This is a genomic window from Methylosinus sp. sav-2 (assembly GCF_004366495.1).
GTDB lineage: Bacteria > Pseudomonadota > Alphaproteobacteria > Rhizobiales > Beijerinckiaceae > Methylosinus.
Genome location: NZ_SOEJ01000007.1, coordinates 1 through 20,258, shown reverse-complemented (window position 1 = coordinate 20,258; position 20,258 = coordinate 1). Strand labels below are relative to the sequence as shown.

Below are 20,258 nucleotides of genomic sequence, written 5' to 3'. Positions count from 1 at the left end.
TCGAAAGAATTCGAATCGTCGCTGCCGAGTGTGACGAAGCGGCGGCTTCGCCGCAAGTGCGCGCAGGGCTTTTGCGTGCGACGCTCTCATCGGCTCAATCGCCCTGATGCGGCTCGGCCTCTATGCGGAAGGCGGCGGCGAAGAGAGCGCGGGTATAGTCGCTCTTGGGCGCCGCGAAGACGTCCACCGCCGGGCCTTCCTCCACCACCCTGCCGTGGCGCATCACGATGAGATGCGCGGCGAGCGACTTCACCACTTTGAGATCATGGCTGATGAAGAGATAGGCGAGGCTGTGCTTGGCCTGCAATTCGCGCAGCAGATCGACGATTTGCGCCTGCACGGACATGTCGAGCGCCGAGGTCGGCTCGTCGAGCACGATGAATTTCGGCTTGAGCACAATGGCGCGCGCGATGGCGACGCGCTGGCGCTGACCGCCCGAGAATTCATGCGGATAGCGATCCATCATGGCGGGGTCGAGCCCCGTCTCGGCCAGCGCCTTGGCGACGATCTCGCGCGTCTCCTCGAAGGAGAGGCCCTTCATCTGCACGCCGAGGCCCTCGGCGACGATCTCGGCGACCGACATGCGCGGCGACAGCGAGCCATAAGGGTCCTGGAAGACGATCTGCATGTCGCGGCGCAGCGGGCGCATTTCTGCGACCGACTTCGCGTCTATGCGCTCGCCGAGATAGAGGATCGGCCCCTCCGAGCGGATGAGTCGCAAGAGCGCGAGGCCGAGCGTCGTCTTGCCGGAGCCCGATTCGCCGACGACGCCGACCGTCGAGCCGCGGCGCACCGCGAGGGTGACGCCGTCCACCGCCTTGATATGGCCGACGGTGCGGCGCAGGAAGCCGCGCTTGATCGGAAACCAGACCTTGAGATCATTGGCGGCGACGAGAACGGGCTCGTTCTCATCCTCCACCGGCGGCGCGCCTTTGGGCTCGGCGGCGAGCAACGCCTTGGTGTACGGGTGCTCGGGCGCGGAGAAGACTTTCTCGACATCGCCCTTCTCGACGATACGGCCGTGCTGCATCACGCAGACATCGTCGGCGAAGCGCCGCACCAGGCCGAGATCATGGGTGATGAAGAGCATGGCCATGCCATAGGTCTTCTGCACGCGCTCCAGCAGAGCGAGAATCTGCGCCTGCACGGTCACGTCGAGCGCCGTCGTCGGCTCGTCGGCGATGAGCAGGTCCGGCCGATTGGCGAGCGCCATGGCGATCATCACGCGCTGGCGTTGGCCGCCCGACAATTGATGCGGAAAAGCGGTGAGACGCTCGGAGGGGTTCGGAATGCCGACCTCGCCGAGCAGCTCCACGACGCGCGCGCGGATCTTTTCCGCGCCGCGCGCGCCATGCAGCTCGAGGATTTCGCCGATCTGCTGCTCGATCGTCTGCAGCGGATTGAGCGAGGTCATCGGCTCCTGGAAAACCATGGTGATCTTCGCGCCGCGAATGGCGCGCAGCTTGGCGTCCGAGAGCTTCAGAATATCCTCGCCGGAAAAGTCGATGCTTCCCGACGGATGAATCGCCGACGGCGGCAGCAGCCGCACGATGGAGAGCGCGGTGATGGATTTGCCGGAGCCGGATTCGCCGACGAGCGCCAGCGTGCGCCCGCGCTCGACCGAGAAGGAGACTTTGTCGACCGCGAGCGTCTCCTTGCCGCCTTGCGAGAAGGCGATGGAGAGGTCGCGGACGTCGAGGAGGGGAGAGGAGCCCATGCGATCGTTCACCGGAAGGTCTTTCGCGGGTCGAAGGCGTCGCGCACCGCTTCGCCGATGAACACCAGAAGCGAGAGCATCAGCGCGATGATGACGAAGCCGGTGAGGCCGAGCCAGGGCGCCTGGAGGTTGGATTTGCCTTGCAGCAGCAATTCGCCGAGCGATGGCGAGCCCGGCGGCAGGCCAAACCCTAAGAAGTCGAGCGAGGTCAGCGTCGTGATCGAGGAATTGAGAACGAAGGGCAGGAAGGTCAAGGTCGCGACCGTGGCGTTGGGCAGGAGATGGCGCGTGATGATGCGGAAATTGGAAAGGCCGAGCGCGCGCGCCGCATTCACATATTCGAAATTGCGCGCGCGCAGAAATTCCGCGCGCACCACATGCACGAGCGACACCCAGGAGAACAGCAGCAATATGCCGAGCAGCACGAAGAAGCCCGGCGCCAGAAAGGAGGAGACGATGATGAGCAGATAGAGCTGCGGCAGCGACGACCACACTTCGATGAAGCGTTGGAAGACGAGATCGATCCACCCTCCGAAAAAGCCCTGCACCGCGCCTGCGGCGACGCCGACGATGGAGGAGATGCTCGCCAGAATGAGGCCGAACAGCACCGATAGTCGGAAACCATAGAGCAGACGCGCGACGACGTCGCGGCCTTGATCGTCGGTGCCGAGCCAATTCCATTCGATCGCAGAGCAGCCGAGATGCGCTTTCTCCGGTCCGAGCTTCTTGGCGGCCGCAGCCTCGCATTGCGCCTTGGTGAGCAGCCATGTCGGCGGCGAGGGCGCGGGCGTCGGCAGATCGAGATTATGCGTGTCGTAGGAATAGTGAATCGGCGGCCAGATCATCCAGCCGTTCGCTTCGATCTCTTTCTCGATGGTCGGGTCGCGGTAATCTGTACGCGCGAGAAAGCCGCCGAATTTCTCTTCCGGATAATCCTTGAAAATGGGGAAGAGCAGCTCGCCCTTGTAATAGGCGAGCACGGGCTTGTCATTGGCGAGGAAGTTGGACGCCAGCGACAGCAGAAAGAGCGCCATGAAGACAAAGAAGGACCAATAGCCTCTGGAATTGGCCTTGAAATTCTGCAGTCGGCGCCGGTCGATCGGCCGCAGGTGAAACAGGCCGCCGCCCGGAATTTCCGGCGCGAGCTTCATCGTCGGGGCAGGGATGTGGGTCTCGTTCATCGGTCAGACCTCGCGCGTCTCGAAATCGATGCGCGGATCGATCCATGTGTAGGTGAGGTCAGAGAGGAGATTCACCACGAGGCCCAGCAGCGCGAAAATATAGAGATTGGCGAACACCACCGGATAATCGCGATTGACGATGGATTCGTAGGAGAGATAGCCGAGCCCGTCGAGCGAGAAGATGGTCTCGATCAGCACCGAGCCGGTGAGGAAGGCGTGCACGAAGGCGCCCGGAAAGCCGGAGACGACGATGAGCATGGCGTTGCGGAACACATGGCCATAGAGCACGCGATTTTCGGTGAGGCCCTTCATGCGCGCCGTCTGCACATATTGCTTACGGATCTCGTCGAGGAAGGAGTTCTTGGTCAGAAACGTCTGCGTCGCGAAGGCGCCGAGCGTCATGGCGAGCACGGGCAGGCAGATGTGCCACAGATAATCGCCCACCTTGCCGATGAGCGACAGCTCCGAGAAATTCTCCGAGACGAGGCCGCGTAGCGGGAATATCTGCCAAAATGAGCCGCCGGCGAAGAGCACGATGAGCAGCATGGCGAAGAGGAAGCTCGGTATCGCATAGCCGATGATGACGAGATTGGATGTCCAGGAGTCGAAGCGCTCGCCGTCGCGCACTGCTTTGGCGATGCCGAGCGGAATGGAGACGGAATAGGAGATGAGCGTCATCCATAGGCCGAGCGACATGGAGACGGGCAGCTTCTCGCCGATGAGCTTCAGCACGCTCTCGTCACGGAAATAGCTGCGGCCGAAGTCGAAGACGGCGTAATTCTTCACCATCAGCAGGAAGCGTTCCCAGGCCGGCTTGTCGAAGCCGAACTGCTTTTCCAGCTCTGCGATGAATTTGGGATCGAGCCCCTGCGCGCCGCGATATTTGGAGGCGCCTTCCGCGCCAGCGCCCGGCGTCGCCGCGCCGCCGCGGCCGACGTCGCCGCCGCCGCCGGAAAAGCGCGAGGTCGCGCCCATGTCATAGCCCTGCAGCTGCGCGATGACGCGCTCGACAGGGCCGCCCGGCGCGAATTGCACAATGGCGAAGGAGATGAGCATGATGCCGAGGATCGTCGGGATCATCAGCAAAAGGCGTCGCAGAATATAGGCGGCCATATTCGTTCAACGCCCCGTGTAGTTGATCTTGCGCGCCTTGGCGTCGTCCCACCACCATGTCGCGGCTATGCCCGTGTCGAAGCGCGGATAGCGCTCCGGGCGGCCGAACACGTCCCAATGGGCGATCCAATGCGTCGGCTTGTAGTAATGCGGAATCCAATATTGGCCGGCGATCAGCACGCGGTCGAGCGCGCGGCAGATGGCGGCGAGCTCCTCGCGCGAGGTGGCGACCAGCGCCTTCTCGATCAGAGCGTCGACGACCGGATCGGCGACGCCGATGACATTTTGCGAGCCCTTGGTGCGCGCCGCCTCGGAGCTGAACATGATGCGCAACTCCTCGCCCGGCGAATAGGCGATGCGCACGCGCTCCATGATGACGTCATAGTCGTGATCGTCGAGGCGCGACTTGTATTGCGCGGCGTCCACGATGCGCATGCGGGCGTTGACGCCGATCAGCTTCAAATTCTTGATGAAGGGCTGCGTGTGCCGCTCGAACATGCTGGTATTGTAGAGAAACTCGAATTCGAGCGGCTTGCCGTCGGGCAGGCGCAGCAGGCCGTCCTTGCGCGTGCAGCCGGCCTCGGTCAAGAGATCGACGGCCTTGCGCAGCAGATTACGATCCTGTCCAGAGCCGTCCGACACCGGCGGCTGAAACGGCGCCTCGAAGACTTCCCTGGGCAGGCGATCGCGGAACGGTTCCAGCAGAGCGAGCTCGGCCGGCGTCGGAACGCCGACGGCCTCGAGATCGGAATTCTCGAAATAGGAGCTCGTACGCTTATACGAGTCGTACATGAGATTATGGTTGGTCCATTCGTAATCGAATGCATAGCCGAGCGCCTTGCGCACGCGCGGATCGCTGAACACCGGCCGGCGGATGTTCATGAACCAGCCCTGCGTTCCCGATATGTTGTAATCGGGAATTTCCTCGCGCTTCACACGGCCGTCGCGAAAGGCGGGGAAATCATAGCCCGTCGCCCAAATGGCCGAGGTGTATTCCTCATGCACGGTGAAGGCGCCGGCCTTGAAAGCCTCGAAAGCGACATTGCGGTCGCCGTAATAATCGAAGCGTATCGCGTCGAAATTGGCTTGGCCGACATTGACCGGCAAATCCTTCGCCCAATAGTCCGGCACGCGCTGGAATGCGATGAAGCGGCCCGGGTCGACCGCGCCGATCTTATAGGAGGAGGAGCCGAGCGGCGGCTCGAGCGTCGTCTCGTTGAACTTGTGCTTGGTGTAATAGGCCTTGGAGAAAATCGGCTGACTGGCGACGATGATCGGCAGATCGCGCGCGCGGCCGGGCGCGAATTTCACCACCAGCACGTCATCCGCCTCGGCCTTGGCACTGACGAGATCGCGCATCGATTGCGCGATCATCGGATGGCCTTCCGCCTTCAGAATGTCGAGCGAGAAGGCGACGTCATGGGCGGTGAGCGGCGAGCCGTCGTGAAATCGCGCCTCCTTGCGCAGGAAGAACGTATAGGTGAGCTTGTCGGCGGAGATGCGCACCTTTTTCGCGACGAGCCCATAGAGCGCGTCGCGCTCGTCCAGGCTGCCGGCCATCAGCGTGTCATAGATGAGCCCGACGCCCGCGGCCGGATTGCCGCGCAAAATATACGGGTTGAGCGAATCATAGCTGTTCTTCTCGGGCGGCGGCGGCTCCATCACCAGCGTTCCGCCCTTGGGCGCCTTGGGGTTCACATAGGCGAAATGCGGAAAATCCGCCGGCTCGGCGAGCTCGCCGAAAATGGAGAGCCCATGGCTCTCGGTCTCGCCCGGCGCAGCTTCGGCGAGGGCGGGGCGCACAGCCCATCCCGGCAGGGCCAGCCCTGCGAAGCTCGAGAGGGCGGCGAGCGCCCGGCGGCGCGTCACGGGAAGAAAATTGCGTGTTTCAGCCAAGGTGATCTCGCTTTCGGGGCGTCATGACTGGCGCGAGCGCGGCGGCTTACGCGAATCCCGCGATTATGTCGGATTTTCGGGATGAAGCCATATGAGATTGCAGTTGCTTCCCACATGACGCGCGAGCCGGGGCTGCGGTTCCGCCTTTCGCGGCAGCGCGCCGGATAGGCCCGGAAAGCGCCGCTTTTCAGGCAGCGGGACCGCGGGCGGGCCTCTCCCGCGCGATTTGCGGAAGCTAAATGTTGTGTCCGCTGGCCAAGGCGCCGTATTCGATGGCCCCTTTCGTATCGCGTCGGGAGCGCAGCCGAGATGACCAGAGAGCCCCGCCCGTTCCGCCACCAGGCCTTCATCGACGGCGCCTTCGTCGCCGCCGACAATGGCGCGACCTTCGCCGTTCGCGATCCGGCTACGGGCGCGGTATTGGCCGAGGTCCCGGACATGGGCGCGGCGGAGACGCGCCGAGCGATCGAGGCCGCCGAGCGCGCGCTGCCCGACTGGCGCGGCAAGCTCGCCAAGGAGCGGGCGCAAATATTGCGGCGGCTGCATGATTTGCTGCTCGCCGATCAGGAGCGCCTCGCGCAGATCATCACCGCGGAGCAGGGCAAGCCGATCGCCGAGGCGCGCGGCGAGATCGCCTATGCCGCGGCCTATTTCGACTGGTTCGCGGAAGAGGGCCGCCGCGTCTATGGCGATGTGATTCCGCAGCAGGCGCGCGAGAAGCGCATTCTCGTGTTCAAGCAGGCGATCGGCGTCACCGCCGCGATCACGCCCTGGAACTTCCCTTCCGCCATGATCGCGCGCAAGGCCGGCGCGGCGCTCGCCGCCGGCTGCACCATGGTGGTGAAGCCGGCCGAGCTGACGCCGCTCTCGGCCATAGCGCTCGCCGAGATCGCCCAGCGCGCCGGCGTGCCTGACGGCGTGCTCAATGTGGTGACGACCAACGACCCCGCCAGCGTCGGCGTGGAGCTGACCTCCAATCCGACCGTGCGCAAGATCACCTTCACCGGCTCGACAGAAGTGGGGAAAATTCTTCTGCGCCAGGCGGCGGAGAATGTGCAGAAGTGCTCGATGGAGCTCGGCGGCAACGCGCCTTTCATCGTCTTTGCCGACGCCGATGTCGATCTCGCGGTGAAGGGCGCGCTCGCGACAAAATATCGCAACAGCGGCCAGACCTGCGTCTGCGCCAATCGCTTCCTCGTGCAGAAGGATGTGGCGGAGGCCTTCGGCGCCAAGCTCGTCGAGGCGGTCTCGAAGCTGAAGGTCGGGCGCGGCGTCGAGCCCGGCGTCGTCATCGGCCCGCTGATCGAGGAAGCTGCGGTCGAGAAGGTCGAGCGTCTCGTCGCCGACGCCCGCGCGCGCGGCGCGAAAGTGCTGACCGGCGGCGGACGCCACGAGCTCGGCGGCAATTTCTACGCGCCGACCGTGCTCGTCGACGCGAGGCAGGACATGCAAATATTCCAGGAGGAGATTTTCGGCCCTGTCGCCGCCGTCACCCCCTTCGAGGATGAAGCGGAGGCGATCCGCCTCGCCAATTCGACGCATTACGGCCTCGCCGCTTATTTCTACAGCCGCGACATAGCGCGCGTGTTCCGCGTCGCAGAGTCGCTCGAATTCGGCATGGTCGGCGTCAACGAATCGCTGATGTCGAGCGAGGCGGCGCCTTTCGGCGGCGTGAAGCAGTCGGGCATGGGACGCGAGGGCTCCAAATACGGCATAGAGAGCTATCTCGAGATCAAATATGTCTGTCTCGGCAATATGTGAGGCGCTCAGCCCGCGCGGTTCGGCGTGCCCAGCACATGCACGTCGGGCGCGATCATCACATTGTCGAAACGCTGCGTGAACATCGGAGCCGCGAAGAAGGCGACGGCGCGCAGCGTTTCCTCTCCCGTGTTGACGAGATCATGCCGCAGCGGCGTCGGAATGACGAAGACGTCGCCCGGTCGCACATGATGGGTGACGCCGCCCTCGGCGCGCAATTCGCCGGAGCCGCCGAGAATATATTGCGTCTCCTCGGTGGCGTCCGTGTGCCAGCCGAGCCGTCCGCCGGGCTCGATCTCATAGACGATGGTCGAGGATTGCGTGGCGCCATGCTCGCCGCAGGAGGCGAAGGCGCCCGCCCAGCGCACGCTCGGATCGTCCACGCCGCCGACTTTGGCGCGCGGCAGGTCATTGGTGGCGACGAGGTGAATGGCGCTCATTTATCTTCTCCGAAATTCGAATCGAATTTTCCATGGGGCGAGAGACCCGGGACGAGACCCGCCGCCGCAGTCCCAACGCGCCGCGCGAGGCTTCGTTCCGAACATGCGGACGGGCGCTTGACAGGGCGGCGCTGCGCGGCTCTATTGAAAGGGATGGTTCCCTTCCGAGGGATCAAAAGGGAATGCGGTCAGCGCCGGCGACGGCGCGAAGCCGCGGCTGCCCCCGCAACTGTGAGCGGCGAGCCGAGGATCAAACGAGCCACTGGAGCAGACGCTCCGGGAAGGCGATCCGAAGGCGCTGACCCGCGAGCCAGGAGACCTGCCATCAGTCGTGGTCACGCGCGATAGCGTCGGGCGGGGTGCACCGAGGCGGCCGAGACCCTTTTCGCTTTGCGCGAGAGGGCCGCGACCTTTCGCAGTGACGGCCCACGTCTGCTGCGAGTCTTCCGGCAATGTCCTCCCTGTCCCATCGGGCCGCCCTTGCGGGCGCCGCTTCTCGTTTTGCGCTTTGTTCCGCCGTGCTTCTCCTTCCCGCTTCCGCCGCTGGGCAGGAGGCGCTGCCCACGGTCGAAATCGGCGCGGCGACCATCGTCTCCGCCGATCGCGTCGAGGAGCGCGTCGACAAATCCTCCTCCGCCGTCACTGTGATCCCGTCCGCGCAGATCGAGAAGCGCGGCGCGACCGGCCTCACCGAGGCGCTGCGTGGCGCGCCGGGCCTCGATCTCTATGAGACTGGCGGCCCGGGCGCGCAGACCTCCGTCTTTCTACGTGGCGCAACGCCCGGCCAGACGCTCGTCCTCGTCGATGGCGTGCGCATCGGCGATCCGTCCTCCACCGATGGCTCCGTCGATCTCGGCGGCCTCGTCGCCACGGACATAGAACGCATAGAGGTGCTGCGCGGCCCGCAATCGGCGCTCTATGGCTCCGACGCGATGGGCGGCGTCATTCACATCGTCACGCGCAAAGGCGAGGGGCGGCCGCGCGCGTCTCTCTCCCTGGAAGGCGGCTCCTATGGAACCGGACATTTGCGCGCGCGCGTCTCGGGAAGCGAGGATCGCTTGTGGTACGCATTCGCGATCGATGCGCTGACGATCGACGGCCATCCGCGCTATGGCTATCGCATCACGCGGCCGCTGACGATCGGCGACGGCAAGACGCCTCTGCCGCCTCTGCCGCCCAATGATCCGACCAGAAAAGGCGGCGCCAGCGCGCGCCTCGGTTATCGCGTGAATGAGGATGTCTCGGTCGAAGCCGGCTTCTACGGCTATGACAGCGCGATCCGCTTCGACAATCCCTATTCTTTCTCCGCCGTGGATGTTTTCGATCCGCAGAACCATCAGCATGCGACATTCGCGCAGGGTTTTGCGCGCATCGACGCCGATATGTTCGATCGCGCTCTGCACAATCGCTTCACCCTCGTCGCCAATGCGACGAGCAGAGACGTGTGGCAGGCGCGCTCCTGCTATGACGCCAGCTATAATTCCTACAATTGCCGGCGTGGCTATCGCGGCGCGCGGCGTGGCTTCGAATATCAGGGCGATCTTTCGCTCGGCGGCTTCGGCCTGCTGACCTTCGGCGCGCGCAATGAGACGGAGTCCGTGCGCACGTCGCAGGACCCGGTTCCACCGACCACATTCACGCCGATCGAAGCTGCGCAGACGACGCATTCGGGCTTCGCGCAGCATAAGCTCACCTTGCTCGAGCGCTTTGATGTGAGCTATGGCGGCCGCATCGACGCTGTGGATCAGAACCGCACATTCGCGACATGGCGCGCCACCGCCGCTTATCGCCTCGAGGAGACTGGAACGAAATTACGCGGCAGCGCTGGAACGGGCGCGCGCGTCGCCTCGCTCTATCAGCGCTTCAGCCAATATGGCGATCCGACGCTCGCGCCGGAAACGAGCGTCGGCTATGACGTCGGCGTCGATCAATCCTTGTTCGGCGAGCGTCTCTACGCGTCTCTGTCGCTGTTCGAAAATCGCTTTCGCGATCTCATCGAATTCGGCCGCGCGCCGAGCTGCGCTGCGACACAGGCTTTCGGCTGCTATTACAACGTCGGTCGCGCGCGCACGAAAGGCGTCGAATTTTCCGGCGAGGCGATTGTCGTTCCCGGCGAATGGCGTTTGCGCGCGAGCTACACGCATCTCGCCGCGGAAAATCTGACGACGCAGCGCAGCCTGTTCCGCCGGCCGCGCGACAAGGCGACGGGCTCCCTCATCTACACGGGAATCGCAGGGCTTGAGCTCGAGGCGCGCCTCACCGTCGTGGGGCCGAACCCCGATTACGACTATATTTTCTCGCAGCGCGTGATGCTCGCGCCTTACGCAAAGCTCGATCTCTTCGCCGATTACAAGATCGACGAGCGCATGTCTGTGTTCGCGCGGATCGAGAACGTCAACGATGCGCGCTATGAGGAAGTCTATGATTACGGAACGGCGGGACGCTCCATTTATGGCGGCGTGAAGTTCAGCTGGTGACGAGGCTTCAGGGAGAATGAACCAATGACGGATGCGACGCCGCAACGGCGCATGGAGCCGGATGGAACGCCGGTCGATGTATTCGCTCTGCCGACCGACGCGCAGAGCCTGGAAGCGCTCTTGCGTGATCTCTTCGACAATCATTGGCGCGAGATCGTGTTCGGGCCGATCATTCAAGGCGCGGCATTCGAGATACATGTCGATCATGCGCCGACGCGCATTGGTTTGCTCGATGGCTATCTCACCATCGCTTTCGGGCAGACGCATTTTCACATCTGCATCGGCGAGACGAAAGGACCGCGCAGCCGGCCGACGTCGCCAGAGCTCGCGCAGCACAGGCGCACGGCGCGCGCGGAGCTGCATCGGCGCTTCTCGGGGACATGCGTTCCAATGTCCTGGAGCCTGCAATTGTTCAATGGCGCGGATGAGCAGCAGCTCGCCGTGCTCTTGCCCAATCCGTTTCTGCATCCAGAGACGGAGAAAATCCTGCGTGAGCCCGATTGGTCGCGGCTCGCATTGTGGGATGCGCTGCGGGCGCGCTGGCTCGGTCTCGTCGAGCCCGATCCGCTCGATCGGCCCGCGCATTGATCTTCGGCAGAGCAGGGCGTCTGGCCCGGCTCGTTAAAAAGGAGCATCGTATGACAAGGCTTTCACTTCCCATCATCGATGAGCGCAATCTGCTCTGGAGCGGCGCGCTCATTCTCGTCGGCGCCTTCTTCTCGCTGGCTTTCGCTTGCGCGGCGCCGCTCGCGGGCTTCGCCGCCATTGCGGCGCTCACCAGCGCGCGGCGCAATGCGCTGGCGCTGACGGCCGCGATCTGGTTCGCCAATCAGCTCGTCGGCTTCACCATGCTGCATTATCCATTGGACTTCGAGACGCTCGCCTGGGGCGGCGCGCTCGGAATCATCGCGCTCATCTGCTGCGAGACCGCGCGTTTCGCCGCGCGCTTTGCTGTCGGCGCCGGCGCGCCCTTCGCCGCGCTCGCCGCGAGCTTTCTCGTTTTTGAGGGCGCGCTCTTCGCCATCACCCGCGCTGTGGGCGGCGATGTCTCGCATTATGCGCTCGCCAGCGTCGCGCGCATCTTCGCCATCAACGCCTGCGCCTTCTTCGGCCTCTGGGCCGCGGCGCTGGTCTGCTCGACGATCGTCGCGTTGCGTCCTGCGCGCCACGCCTGACGCGCGTCACAGACGCCGAGCATTCGAGCGCTACCCGATCCAATCGGATCGGGTAGCGTTTTCGCAGGAGAAGCTTATTTCGGCGCGTGCACCAGCAGCCGCGCGACGCGGCGCGGATCGGCTTCGACGATCTCGAACTCCCAGCCCTCGACCGGTGCAGGCACGATCTCGCCGCGCATCGGCACATGGCCGGCGAGCGAGGCGACGAGCCCGCCGAGCGTCGTCACTTCGGCGCCGTCGTCCTCGGGCGTGAAATCGACGCCGAGCCGCTGCGACACTTCCTCGAGATCGGCCTTGGCGTCGATGAGAAACACGCCGTCGGATACGGTCTCTATGCGCGGCTCCTCATCGACGTCATGCTCGTCCTCTATGTCGCCGACGATCATCTCGACGATGTCCTCCATCGTCACCAGCCCATGCGTGCCGCCATATTCGTCGATGACGAGCGCGAGATGCGTCCGCGTCGCCTGCATCTTCACCAGGAGATCGAGCGCCGGCATGGAGGGCGGCACATAGAGCACCGGCTTCAGCACGGTGACGGTGGAGAGTTCCGCGGAAAAATCGATCGCGGCGAGGGAGACGGTCGGCGCATGCTCGCTCGGCGCCGGCGCTTCCGCCGTCACAGGCTCGGCGCGCTCGGCGAGCGAGGCGAGATAATCGACGAAATCGCGAATATGGATCATACCGCGCGGATCATCGAGCGTGTCGCCATAGACGGGCAGGCGGGAATGGCCGGCGTTGCGGAACAGCGCCAGCGTCTCGCCGAGAGTCGCGTCCTGCGCGACGGCGACGATATCGGCGCGCGGGATCATCGCGTCGGCGACGCGCAGATCATGCAGGGCCAGCACATTCTTCAGCAGCACGCGCTCATGCGGCGTCACATCGCCGGCGGCGCCTTCCAGCGCCTCCTCTATGTCCTCGCGCACCGAGGGCGAGCCCAGCCCGATGAGCGCGCGCAGCCGATCGACGATGCCGCTTCGCTGCTCGCGCCTCGTGGCCGCGTGCTCGCCATTATCCGTCCTAGACATCGCCGTTCGATTTTCCTTTGGATGAAGCTTCCGCCACGGGCTCGGAGCCTTCGTAAGGATCATTGAGGCCGAGCGCCGCCGCTATGCGGCGCTCCAGCGCCTCCATCTCTTCGGCCTCCCGTGGAGTTTGATGGTCGTAGCCGATCAGATGCAGAAATCCATGAATGAGCAAATGGGTGAGATGCGCCTCGAAGCTCTTGTCCTGCTCCGCCGCCTCGCGCGCGACCGTCTCATGCGCGATGACGATATCGCCGAGCGCCATGCGGCGCGCGAGCGGGCCGGGCGTCTCGAAGGAGAGCACATTGGTGGGCTTGTCGATGCCGCGCCATTGCGCGTTCAATTCGCGGATGGTGGCGTCATCGGTGAAGTTGACGCTCAGCTCGCAGTCCGGCGCGAGCGGCGCCGCCGTCTGGGCGACGCACTCGCGCACGGTACTCTGCGTCAGCTCGTCGAGGCCGGCCTGCTGATCCCAGCAGGGCGCAGTGACGATAATGTCGATCGCGACGCTCATGATTCTCGAGGCTTCGCCTTCTCCCGCCCGGCAGCCTCATAGGCGCCGACGATTTGCCGCACGAGGTCGTGGCGCACGACATCGCCCTCGGCGAATTTCACCCTTCCGACGCCCTCTATATTGGAAAGCAGCGCGATCGCCTCGCTCAATCCGGATTTTTGGCCGGGCGGGAGATCGGTCTGCGACGGGTCGCCATTGACGATCATACGCGATCCGTCGCCGAGACGGGTGAGAAACATTTTCATCTGCATGGAGGTGGCGTTCTGCGCTTCGTCGAGCAAGACGCATGCCTTGGTGAGCGTGCGTCCGCGCATGAAGGCGAGCGGGGCCACTTCTATCATGCCGGTCTGAATGCCGCGCTCCACCATGCGCGGGTCCATGAAATCATGAAGGCCGTCATAGATGGGTCTGAGATAGGGATCGACCTTCTCGCGCATGTCGCCGGGCAGGAAGCCCAAGCGCTCGCCGGCCTCCACCGCCGGGCGCGAGAGGATGATGCGCTCGACCGCGCCCTGCTCGAGCAGCGAGACCGCATGGCCGACGGCGAGCCAAGTCTTGCCCGTGCCGGCCGGCCCTTCGGCGAAGACCAGCTCATGGCGCTTCAGCGCCCGCAGATAGAGATCCTGGGCGAGGTTTCGCGCCCGCACCGGACCACGCCGGCGCGTCGAAATCTGCTCGAAGACGGCGCGGCCGGGCTCCGCCTCAGGAAAGAGGCTGCCCTGGCGGGCGGATTCTTGTATTGCGCCATCCACGTCGCCGAGGCCCACTTTCTGGCCGAGCTGCACGCGGCCGTAGAGAATTTCGAGCACGCGGCGGGCCTGCTCGCAGCCCTCGGGTCGGCCCTTGAGCGTGACATGATTGCCATTGGCGAAGCAGGAGACGGCGAGGCGCCGCTCGATCTTGGCGAGATGCTGGTCATAGAGGCCGAAAACCAGCGAGGCGTAACGATTATCCTCGAAGGCGAGCGTGATCTCCGCCTCCGGCTCGCCCGAACGCGGCGCGTCCGGCTGTTCGAAGACCCGTCTCTCGCGGTCGAGCGTCACAGGGCGGCCTCCCTCGCTGCTTCAAGGCTCGTTCGGCCGACGATGCCGCCGGCCAGCGAATTGGAGCCGGCGGCGACGATCGTCACCGGCAGAGTCTTTCCGATGAGCTCCAGGCCGCCCATCGCATGGACGGGCTGCATATAGGGGCTCTTGCCGGCGATCTGACCCTCGTGCCGGCCGGGCTTCTCGAACAAGACCTCGACCGTGCGGCCCACAGTGGCGGCGTTGAACGCCTGCCGCTGCTCCTCGACCAGCGCCTGGAGAATGGCGAGCCGCTCGGATTTGACGCTCTCGTCGACCTGATCCTCGCGCTCGGCGCCGGGCGTGCCGGGGCGCGGCGAATATTTGAACGAAAAAGTGGACGCGAATCCGACGGCGCGAATGAGCTCCAGCGTCGCCTCGAAATCCGCGTCGGTCTCGCCGGGAAAGCCGACAATGAAATCGGAAGACAGCGCAATATCCGGCCGCGCCGCGCGCAGCCGCGCGACGATGTCCAGATAGAAGCTCGCGTCATGGCGTCGGTTCATCGCCTTCAAAATGCGATTCGAGCCGGATTGCACGGGAAGATGCACGAAGGGCGCCAGCGTCGGCAGCTCGGCATGGGCGTCGATCAGCTCCTGCGTCATGTCGATCGGATGGCTCGTAGTGTAGCGCAGCCGCGTGACGCCTTCGATACACTCCAGCCGCGCCAGCAGGCGGGGCAGGGACCAGGGCGCGCCATTCTCGTCCAAGCCGCTATAGGCGTTGACGTTCTGGCCGATGACGGTCAGCTCGCGCACGCCGGCCGCGGCCAGCGCCTCCGCCTCCTCGATGATCTCCGAGGGGCGGCGCGACATTTCCGCGCCGCGCGTGTACGGCACCACGCAGAAGGAGCAGAATTTGTCGCATCCTTCCTGTGCCGTGATGAAGGCGGTGACGTCGCGCACACGCTTGCCCGCGGCCGCAGCGCGGCGCAGCGCCTCGAACTTGTCGGCGACGGCGAAATCCGTCTCGGCGACGCGCTCGCCGGCCTCGGCGCGGGTCAGGAGATCGGAAAGGCGGTGATAGCTCTGCGGCCCGACGACGAGATCGACCGCGCGCTGGCGGCGCAGCACCTCCTCGCCCTCCGCCTGGGCGACGCAGCCGGCGACGACGATTCGATAGTCCCGGCCTTCGGCGCTGCGCTCGCTCTTCACCCGGGCGAGGCGGCCGAGCTCGGAATAGACCTTTTCCGTCGCCTTCTCGCGAATATGGCAGGTGTTCAGCACGACGAGATCGGCGTCGTCCTCATCGGCGGCCTCCGCATAGCCGCGCGCCGCGAGCAGATCGGCCATGCGCGTCGCGTCATAGACGTTCATCTGACAGCCATATGATTTCACATAGGCTTTCGCGGTTCCCAGGGCTCCCGGCGCTTGCTCGAGGGATGAGGCGGGCGCGGGCTTCGATGCGGCGTCGGAAATCTCGGTTTCTCCTCAACGGGCGGCGTGGTCTCGCGCCGGGGCGATATTACTCTCGCTTTCCCGGCCCGCAACGTCCGTCGCCAGAAGTTCTCGCACGCGCGCCTCTGTGGCGGCGGCGAGAGCCTTGCGGTCGCCGGAGCCGGGGTCCACCGCCTCGCCCCACAATATATAGCATTTGGCGCCGCCGCGCTTCATCAGACTCCATAAATGTGGGAGGAAAGTCATATCCCCGTACCAGCCCACATCGAGCCTGTCGCCCAGCCCGCTGTTTCGCTCCGTGTAGAGAATGGCGGCCGGGGCGAGCATGGGCGCGGCCGCGTTCGTGGCCGCGAGCTCGCTCAGCATGGCGAAATGCGAGGCGTTGAATTTCAGCACGCCGGCGCCGTCGCTCGACGTGCCTTCCGCAAAGACGACGATATCGTCACCCTGTCGCAGCCGCTCCGCCAGAGCCGCATTGACGATGGGGATGGCCCGTCGATTGCCGCGCTCGACGAAGACGGTGCCCTGCAGCCGCGCCAGAAAGCCGAGCACCGGCCAGGCGGAGACCTCGGACTTCGCCAGAAAGACCAGTGGATAGCGGCTGGCGAGGGCGATGATGTCGGTCCAGGAGACGTGATTGGCGACGACGAATCGCGGACTCGCTCCCGCGAGCCGGCCCTGCTCGCGCACATCTATGCCGATGATCGCGCACATCACCCGGCAAAAGCCGGTCTGAATATTATGACGCAGCTCCCAGCGCCGTCTCCGCGCCAGCCATTGGATGGGGACGAAGATGACGAAGGCCCCGGTCATCGCCAGGACGAAAGCGAGCGCGCGCAGATAAGGCATGGCCCTGTCTCTAACGCGCGAACGACAGTTTCGTGACAGCGTCGGCGCGCTATTGGCCGGATATCACAGCTCGCAGCGCATCGTCAGCGCGGCCTGACGCTCGCCATTGGGCCGCTGATAGTAATTCTCGCGCCGGCCGATCGTCTTGAAGCCCAGCTTCTCATAGACCTTCAGCGCGGCGGCGTTGTCCTCGCCCACCTCGAGGAAGACGAGGCGCGCCCCGCCGCGCTCGAGATTGCCGAGATGCGCCGCGAGCAGCGCCCTTCCGAGCCCGGCGCCGCGGCGGGCCGGATCGACGGCGAAGGTCAAAATCTCGGCGTCCGGCGGCAGCAGGCGGGACAGCGCCATGCCGCCCATCTCGTCCTTGAGCAGGCGCTCGTTCATTGCGCCGTCGGCGAGCACGATGCGGTCGGTCAAAAGGCTCTCGAAATCGATCTTCGACCAGGGGAAGGCGAAGGAGCCCGCGTGAATCTTGGCGCAATCATAGGCGTGATCGGCGCCGATGGGGCGGATCACATAATGCGGCTTGGGGAAGAAGGTCGAAAACAGGCTCATGACGCGGGAGCTCATGCGCCGGCCGGGGCGTCTTGCAGCGGTCGCTCTTGTGGCGGGCGCTCCAGAGGCTTGGCGTCGGGAGCCTTCAAATAGAGCGGGCGAGCCGGCGCGGTCGCCGGATCGGCGACGAGGCCGAGCCGGGCGACAAAGGCGATATCGGGCGCCGGCGCGCGGCTGGCGACCTCCGCCTCGAGGCCGGCGAGGCGGGCCTCCTCGGCCAGCAGCGGCGCGCCGGAGCCGATCAGCCGCAGCGGGCCGGAGCCGAGCGCGCGCAGCGCCTCATGGGCGCCGACGCGGCGCGGCGACAAAAGAGTGCGGCCGTCCGGCCCATAGGCGGTCACATAGACCTGGCCATGGCGCGCGTCGATCGCCGCCGCCACCACGCCGTCGAAGGGGAGCAGAACATAAGGCGCGGCCAGCGCCGCCAGAGTGGAGACGCCAACGATGGGCGCCTTCACGGCGAGGGCGATGGCCTGTCCGGCCGCGAGCCCGATTCGGATGCCGGTGAAGGAGCCCGGCCCGACCGTGACCGCCACCCGTCCGATGGAGCCGAAGCCGCCGCCCGCCGCGGCGACGACGCGCTCGATGAGCGGCAGCAATTCCTCGGCGTGGCCGCGCTCCATCGGCGCCGTCTCGATGGCGAGTGGGTCGGCGGCGCCCAGATCGAGCACGCAGGCGGAGACGGCGGGAAGCGCCGTGTCGATGGCGAGGATTCTCATTGCCGGCGGATTATGACGGGTTTCGCGCGGCTTTCAAAGCGGCCTCTCAAACCTGCTGCACGGACGTGACCTGGGGCACGAAATGGCGCAGCATATTTTCTATGCCGTTCTTGAGCGTCGCAGTGGAGGAGGGGCAGCCGGAGCAGGACCCCTTCATCGCCACATAGACGGTTCCGTCGCGAAAGCCGCGGAAAGTGATGTCGCCGCCGTCATTGGCGACCGCTGGACGCACCCGCGTCACGATCAGCTCCTTGATCTGCGCCACCGTCTCGGCGTCGGCAGGATCGAAGAATTCCGCGGGAGCAACCTCGGCGCCCTCGATGACGATCGGCTGGCCGGAGCTGAAATGCTCCATGATCGTGCCGAGAATGGCCGGCTTCAGATGCGCCCATTCGGCGTCGGTCTTGGTGACGGAAACGAAATCCGGGCCGAACATCACCGCCTCGACGCCGTCGATGGAGAGCAGCGCGCCGGCGAGCGGCGAGGCGGCGGCGGCCTCCGGCGTGCGGAACTCGCGCGCGCCTTCGGCGAGGACGGGGCGGCCGGGCAGGAATTTCAGCGTGGAGGGATTGGGTGTGGATTCGGTCTGAATGAACATTGGTCTTCTCCGCGGCGTCCGGTTCAAGGCCGGCGTGGCGATGTTACGGAGCTTATGTAGCACGAAATCCGCCGCGCCGCAGCAATCGCCTCAACCGCCGCGACGGCCGGCGCGGGCGTGGGCGCGCAAAATGTCGAGCAGCGTCGCGGCATGGTCCGAGCGCCGCGCGCGCGCTTCGCCGATGGGCTCGAAATCGGAGAGATCGGGAAAAAATTTGCGGGAGCCTTTGAACATCAGCAAGCCCGTCGCCGTGACCAGAATGTCGCCGCGCCGCAATGTCGGATCGTCGAGACGCGCGTCCTCGCGTTCCGCGCGAGCCTCCGCGATGCGATCGAGATCGGCGACGACGCGCGACGCGAAAGAGTCATAGCGCTCGCGCGCTTCGTCGATCTGCCGCAGCCATTGCGCGCGTGTGTCATCGTCTGCGCGCGAGTCCTCTTGGTCTGTGCGCGCGATCTCTTGCGCGCAGGCTCCGTGAAGCGTCGCCATCAGCAGGCATGCATGGAAGAAGCCTCTCGTCGTCGCCATGGCGCGCCGAAAAACCGCACCGCGCCGCGCTGCGTGAATAATGTTCGAACATGCGTTCGTGATTCGCACCTGCGCGTTTCCCGAGTACGTGTATTCCCCAGTTTGTCAATCTCTGTAGCGCCCGAATAATGATTATAGCGCGGGTCACGCCGATCGAAAGTCGGCGCATGGGTCGAGCACAGAGCTTTTCCGCGGTTGGTTATTCCGAGGTTCTTGATGATGATCTGTCCGCCGCCACGCGATGCGCAGCAATGCTTCGCGTTTCATGCTCCGGCGCGCGAATGCGCCGCCTTTTTCTCTCGAGACGAGCGATGCACATGGTCCAGCCGCCGCTGACGAGTCCGCTCGTCGACGATATGTCTCGGCGGATGTGCTCTATTCCGCAGGAGAGGACGAGTCGAGACGCCACGATCCATATCGTCGATGATGACGACGCCGTTCGTGATTCCCTCAGCCTTCTGCTGTCGACGGACGGCTTTCGGGTCCGCTCGCATGAGAGCGCCAGCCATCTTCTGGCGTCGGTGGAGCCGGGCGACACAGGCTGCGTGGTGACGGATGCGCGCATGCCGGAGATGACCGGCATAGAGCTGCTGGAGGCGATGAAGGCGCGGCGCTTGTCACTGCCGGTCGTCGTCATCACCGCCTATGCCGATGTGTCGCTCGCCGTGCAGGCGATGAAGCAGGGCGCCTTCGACTTTCTGGAGAAGCCCTTCGACAATGAGGCGCTGCTCGCCTGCGTGCGTCTCGCGCTCGCCTATGAGCGCGAGGAGCAGTTCCGCGCAGCGGAGACGCAGACCATAGAGGCGCGGCTGCAGACTCTCACCGCGCGCGAGAGCGAGGTGCTCGAGCGCCTGCTGCACGGCATGCCCAATAAGGTCATCGGCCGCGAGCTCGGCATCAGCGTCCGCACGGTGGAGGTCCATCGCGCCAATGTGATGCTGAAGATGAACGCCGGCAGCCTCTCGGAGCTGGTGCGCATGTCGCTCGCCGCCGAGCAGGCGCGCGGCAAGGGCTGACGAGCCGGCGCGCAGTCGTCTGCGCTTCTCACCAAGACGCTTCTCACAGGACGCTCCGGACGCCGGAGCGTCCTTTTTGTTAACCATAGGCTGTAGCGAACCGGTCACAGCCGGGCGATAAAGAGCCGGCGCGGCGCGTGAGGCCTTGTCTTCGCCAAAGAGACGGGGTCATTTGGGCGCGCGGCGAAGCTCCGGGAGCGGCTCGGAGCATTGGTCGGGGGCGGCGTGGTTTTGAA

19 protein-coding genes and 1 riboswitch are annotated in these 20,258 nt (G+C 65.1%); of the genes, 5 read left to right on the top strand and 14 right to left on the bottom strand.

What is annotated here, in order from left to right; translation table 11 throughout:
• Window positions 1-94: 94 nt before the first annotated feature.
• Genes EDE12_RS13035 through EDE12_RS13020 form a run of 4 tightly spaced genes read right to left on the bottom strand, consistent with a single transcriptional unit; the run spans window position 95 to window position 5,907 of the window.
• Window positions 95-1,717 carry an ABC transporter ATP-binding protein gene (locus EDE12_RS13035; protein WP_026598519.1) on the bottom strand — a complete coding sequence of 541 codons (1,623 nt, stop codon included), beginning with the start codon at window positions 1,715-1,717 and terminating at the stop codon, window positions 95-97.
• A gap of 8 nt (window positions 1,718-1,725) precedes the next feature.
• Window positions 1,726-2,868: an ABC transporter permease gene (locus tag EDE12_RS13030; RefSeq protein WP_036290826.1), complete on the bottom strand. Its 1,143-nt coding sequence runs from the start codon at window positions 2,866-2,868 to the stop codon at window positions 1,726-1,728.
• A gap of 33 nt (window positions 2,869-2,901) precedes the next feature.
• Complete coding sequence (locus EDE12_RS13025) at window positions 2,902-4,011, bottom strand: microcin C ABC transporter permease YejB (protein WP_026598521.1); 1,110 nt, start codon at window positions 4,009-4,011, stop codon at window positions 2,902-2,904.
• A gap of 6 nt (window positions 4,012-4,017) precedes the next feature.
• Complete coding sequence (locus EDE12_RS13020) at window positions 4,018-5,907, bottom strand: extracellular solute-binding protein (protein WP_245275753.1); 1,890 nt, start codon at window positions 5,905-5,907, stop codon at window positions 4,018-4,020.
• Window positions 5,908-6,216: 309 nt separating this feature from the next.
• Between EDE12_RS13020 and EDE12_RS13015 the strand changes: the two genes are divergently transcribed.
• Window positions 6,217-7,668: an NAD-dependent succinate-semialdehyde dehydrogenase gene (locus EDE12_RS13015; RefSeq protein ID WP_026598523.1), complete on the top strand. Its 1,452-nt coding sequence runs from the start codon at window positions 6,217-6,219 to the stop codon at window positions 7,666-7,668.
• 5 nt (window positions 7,669-7,673) lie between these two features.
• Here EDE12_RS13015 and EDE12_RS13010 read toward each other — a convergent pair whose 3' ends face one another.
• Window positions 7,674-8,105, bottom strand: coding sequence for a cupin domain-containing protein (locus EDE12_RS13010; protein WP_024879797.1), 432 nt, complete (start codon window positions 8,103-8,105; stop codon window positions 7,674-7,676).
• A 137-nt stretch (window positions 8,106-8,242) separates the two neighbouring features.
• Window positions 8,243-8,447, top strand: a riboswitch (cobalamin riboswitch).
• Window positions 8,448-8,623: 176 nt separating this feature from the next.
• On the opposite strand from EDE12_RS13010, the gene EDE12_RS13005 reads away from it, so the two are divergent.
• Genes EDE12_RS13005 through EDE12_RS12995 form a run of 3 tightly spaced genes read left to right on the top strand, consistent with a single transcriptional unit; the run spans window position 8,624 to window position 11,757 of the window.
• Window positions 8,624-10,582 carry a TonB-dependent receptor gene (locus tag EDE12_RS13005; RefSeq protein WP_245511933.1) on the top strand — a complete coding sequence of 653 codons (1,959 nt, stop codon included), beginning with the start codon at window positions 8,624-8,626 and terminating at the stop codon, window positions 10,580-10,582.
• 24 nt (window positions 10,583-10,606) lie between these two features.
• Window positions 10,607-11,170: a hypothetical protein gene (locus EDE12_RS13000; RefSeq protein WP_024879799.1), complete on the top strand. Its 564-nt coding sequence runs from the start codon at window positions 10,607-10,609 to the stop codon at window positions 11,168-11,170.
• Window positions 11,171-11,220: 50 nt separating this feature from the next.
• Complete coding sequence (locus EDE12_RS12995) at window positions 11,221-11,757, top strand: hypothetical protein (RefSeq protein WP_134188119.1); 537 nt, start codon at window positions 11,221-11,223, stop codon at window positions 11,755-11,757.
• Window positions 11,758-11,831: 74 nt separating this feature from the next.
• Here EDE12_RS12995 and EDE12_RS12990 read toward each other — a convergent pair whose 3' ends face one another.
• The 9 genes from EDE12_RS12990 to EDE12_RS12950 form a co-directional block, all read right to left on the bottom strand.
• On the bottom strand, window positions 11,832-12,785 hold the full coding sequence (locus tag EDE12_RS12990; protein WP_024879801.1) for a hemolysin family protein: 954 nt from the start codon (window positions 12,783-12,785) through the stop codon (window positions 11,832-11,834).
• On the bottom strand, window positions 12,778-13,296 hold the full coding sequence (ybeY, locus tag EDE12_RS12985; protein ID WP_026598525.1) for an rRNA maturation RNase YbeY: 519 nt from the start codon (window positions 13,294-13,296) through the stop codon (window positions 12,778-12,780). The genes EDE12_RS12990 and ybeY overlap by 8 nt, the downstream gene beginning before the upstream one ends.
• Window positions 13,293-14,339: a PhoH family protein gene (locus EDE12_RS12980; RefSeq protein WP_024879803.1), complete on the bottom strand. Its 1,047-nt coding sequence runs from the start codon at window positions 14,337-14,339 to the stop codon at window positions 13,293-13,295. The genes ybeY and EDE12_RS12980 overlap by 4 nt, the downstream gene beginning before the upstream one ends.
• Entirely contained in the window at window positions 14,336-15,778 is a 1,443-nt protein-coding gene (miaB, locus tag EDE12_RS12975) for a tRNA (N6-isopentenyl adenosine(37)-C2)-methylthiotransferase MiaB (protein WP_026598526.1), read from the bottom strand. The genes EDE12_RS12980 and miaB overlap by 4 nt, the downstream gene beginning before the upstream one ends.
• A gap of 12 nt (window positions 15,779-15,790) precedes the next feature.
• Complete coding sequence (locus EDE12_RS12970) at window positions 15,791-16,606, bottom strand: lysophospholipid acyltransferase family protein (RefSeq protein ID WP_024879805.1); 816 nt, start codon at window positions 16,604-16,606, stop codon at window positions 15,791-15,793.
• A 63-nt stretch (window positions 16,607-16,669) separates the two neighbouring features.
• A complete protein-coding gene (locus EDE12_RS12965; protein WP_024879806.1) occupies window positions 16,670-17,161 on the bottom strand; it encodes a GNAT family N-acetyltransferase in 492 nt (163 codons plus the stop codon).
• Between the two features lie 11 nt (window positions 17,162-17,172).
• Entirely contained in the window at window positions 17,173-17,880 is a 708-nt protein-coding gene (tsaB, locus tag EDE12_RS12960; RefSeq protein WP_024879807.1) for a tRNA (adenosine(37)-N6)-threonylcarbamoyltransferase complex dimerization subunit type 1 TsaB, read from the bottom strand.
• A 46-nt stretch (window positions 17,881-17,926) separates the two neighbouring features.
• Window positions 17,927-18,478, bottom strand: coding sequence for a NifU family protein (locus EDE12_RS12955; RefSeq protein ID WP_024879808.1), 552 nt, complete (start codon window positions 18,476-18,478; stop codon window positions 17,927-17,929).
• A gap of 90 nt (window positions 18,479-18,568) precedes the next feature.
• Complete coding sequence (locus EDE12_RS12950) at window positions 18,569-19,006, bottom strand: hypothetical protein (RefSeq protein ID WP_024879809.1); 438 nt, start codon at window positions 19,004-19,006, stop codon at window positions 18,569-18,571.
• A 317-nt stretch (window positions 19,007-19,323) separates the two neighbouring features.
• Between EDE12_RS12950 and fixJ the strand changes: the two genes are divergently transcribed.
• Window positions 19,324-20,022: a response regulator FixJ gene (fixJ, locus tag EDE12_RS12945; protein ID WP_024879810.1), complete on the top strand. Its 699-nt coding sequence runs from the start codon at window positions 19,324-19,326 to the stop codon at window positions 20,020-20,022.
• Window positions 20,023-20,258 lie beyond the last annotated feature (236 nt).

Excerpts from the sequence above, each read along its gene's own strand:
- EDE12_RS13035 (WP_026598519.1), bottom strand. The coding sequence starts at position 1,717 with ATGGGCTCCTCTCCCCTCCTCGACGTCCGCGACCTCTCCATCGCCTTC.
- EDE12_RS13030 (WP_036290826.1), bottom strand. The coding sequence starts at position 2,868 with ATGAAGCTCGCGCCGGAAATTCCGGGCGGCGGCCTGTTTCACCTGCGG.
- EDE12_RS13025 (WP_026598521.1), bottom strand. The coding sequence starts at position 4,011 with ATGGCCGCCTATATTCTGCGACGCCTTTTGCTGATGATCCCGACGATC.
- EDE12_RS13015 (WP_026598523.1), top strand. The coding sequence starts at position 6,217 with ATGACCAGAGAGCCCCGCCCGTTCCGCCACCAGGCCTTCATCGACGGC.
- EDE12_RS13010 (WP_024879797.1), bottom strand. The coding sequence starts at position 8,105 with ATGAGCGCCATTCACCTCGTCGCCACCAATGACCTGCCGCGCGCCAAA.
- EDE12_RS13000 (WP_024879799.1), top strand. The coding sequence starts at position 10,607 with ATGACGGATGCGACGCCGCAACGGCGCATGGAGCCGGATGGAACGCCG.
- EDE12_RS12995 (WP_134188119.1), top strand. The coding sequence starts at position 11,221 with ATGACAAGGCTTTCACTTCCCATCATCGATGAGCGCAATCTGCTCTGG.
- EDE12_RS12990 (WP_024879801.1), bottom strand. The coding sequence starts at position 12,785 with ATGTCTAGGACGGATAATGGCGAGCACGCGGCCACGAGGCGCGAGCAG.
- ybeY (WP_026598525.1), bottom strand. The coding sequence starts at position 13,296 with ATGAGCGTCGCGATCGACATTATCGTCACTGCGCCCTGCTGGGATCAG.
- EDE12_RS12970 (WP_024879805.1), bottom strand. The coding sequence starts at position 16,606 with ATGCCTTATCTGCGCGCGCTCGCTTTCGTCCTGGCGATGACCGGGGCC.
- EDE12_RS12965 (WP_024879806.1), bottom strand. The coding sequence starts at position 17,161 with ATGAGCCTGTTTTCGACCTTCTTCCCCAAGCCGCATTATGTGATCCGC.
- tsaB (WP_024879807.1), bottom strand. The coding sequence starts at position 17,880 with ATGAGAATCCTCGCCATCGACACGGCGCTTCCCGCCGTCTCCGCCTGC.
- EDE12_RS12955 (WP_024879808.1), bottom strand. The coding sequence starts at position 18,478 with ATGTTCATTCAGACCGAATCCACACCCAATCCCTCCACGCTGAAATTC.
- EDE12_RS12950 (WP_024879809.1), bottom strand. The coding sequence starts at position 19,006 with ATGGCGACGACGAGAGGCTTCTTCCATGCATGCCTGCTGATGGCGACG.
- fixJ (WP_024879810.1), top strand. The coding sequence starts at position 19,324 with ATGGTCCAGCCGCCGCTGACGAGTCCGCTCGTCGACGATATGTCTCGG.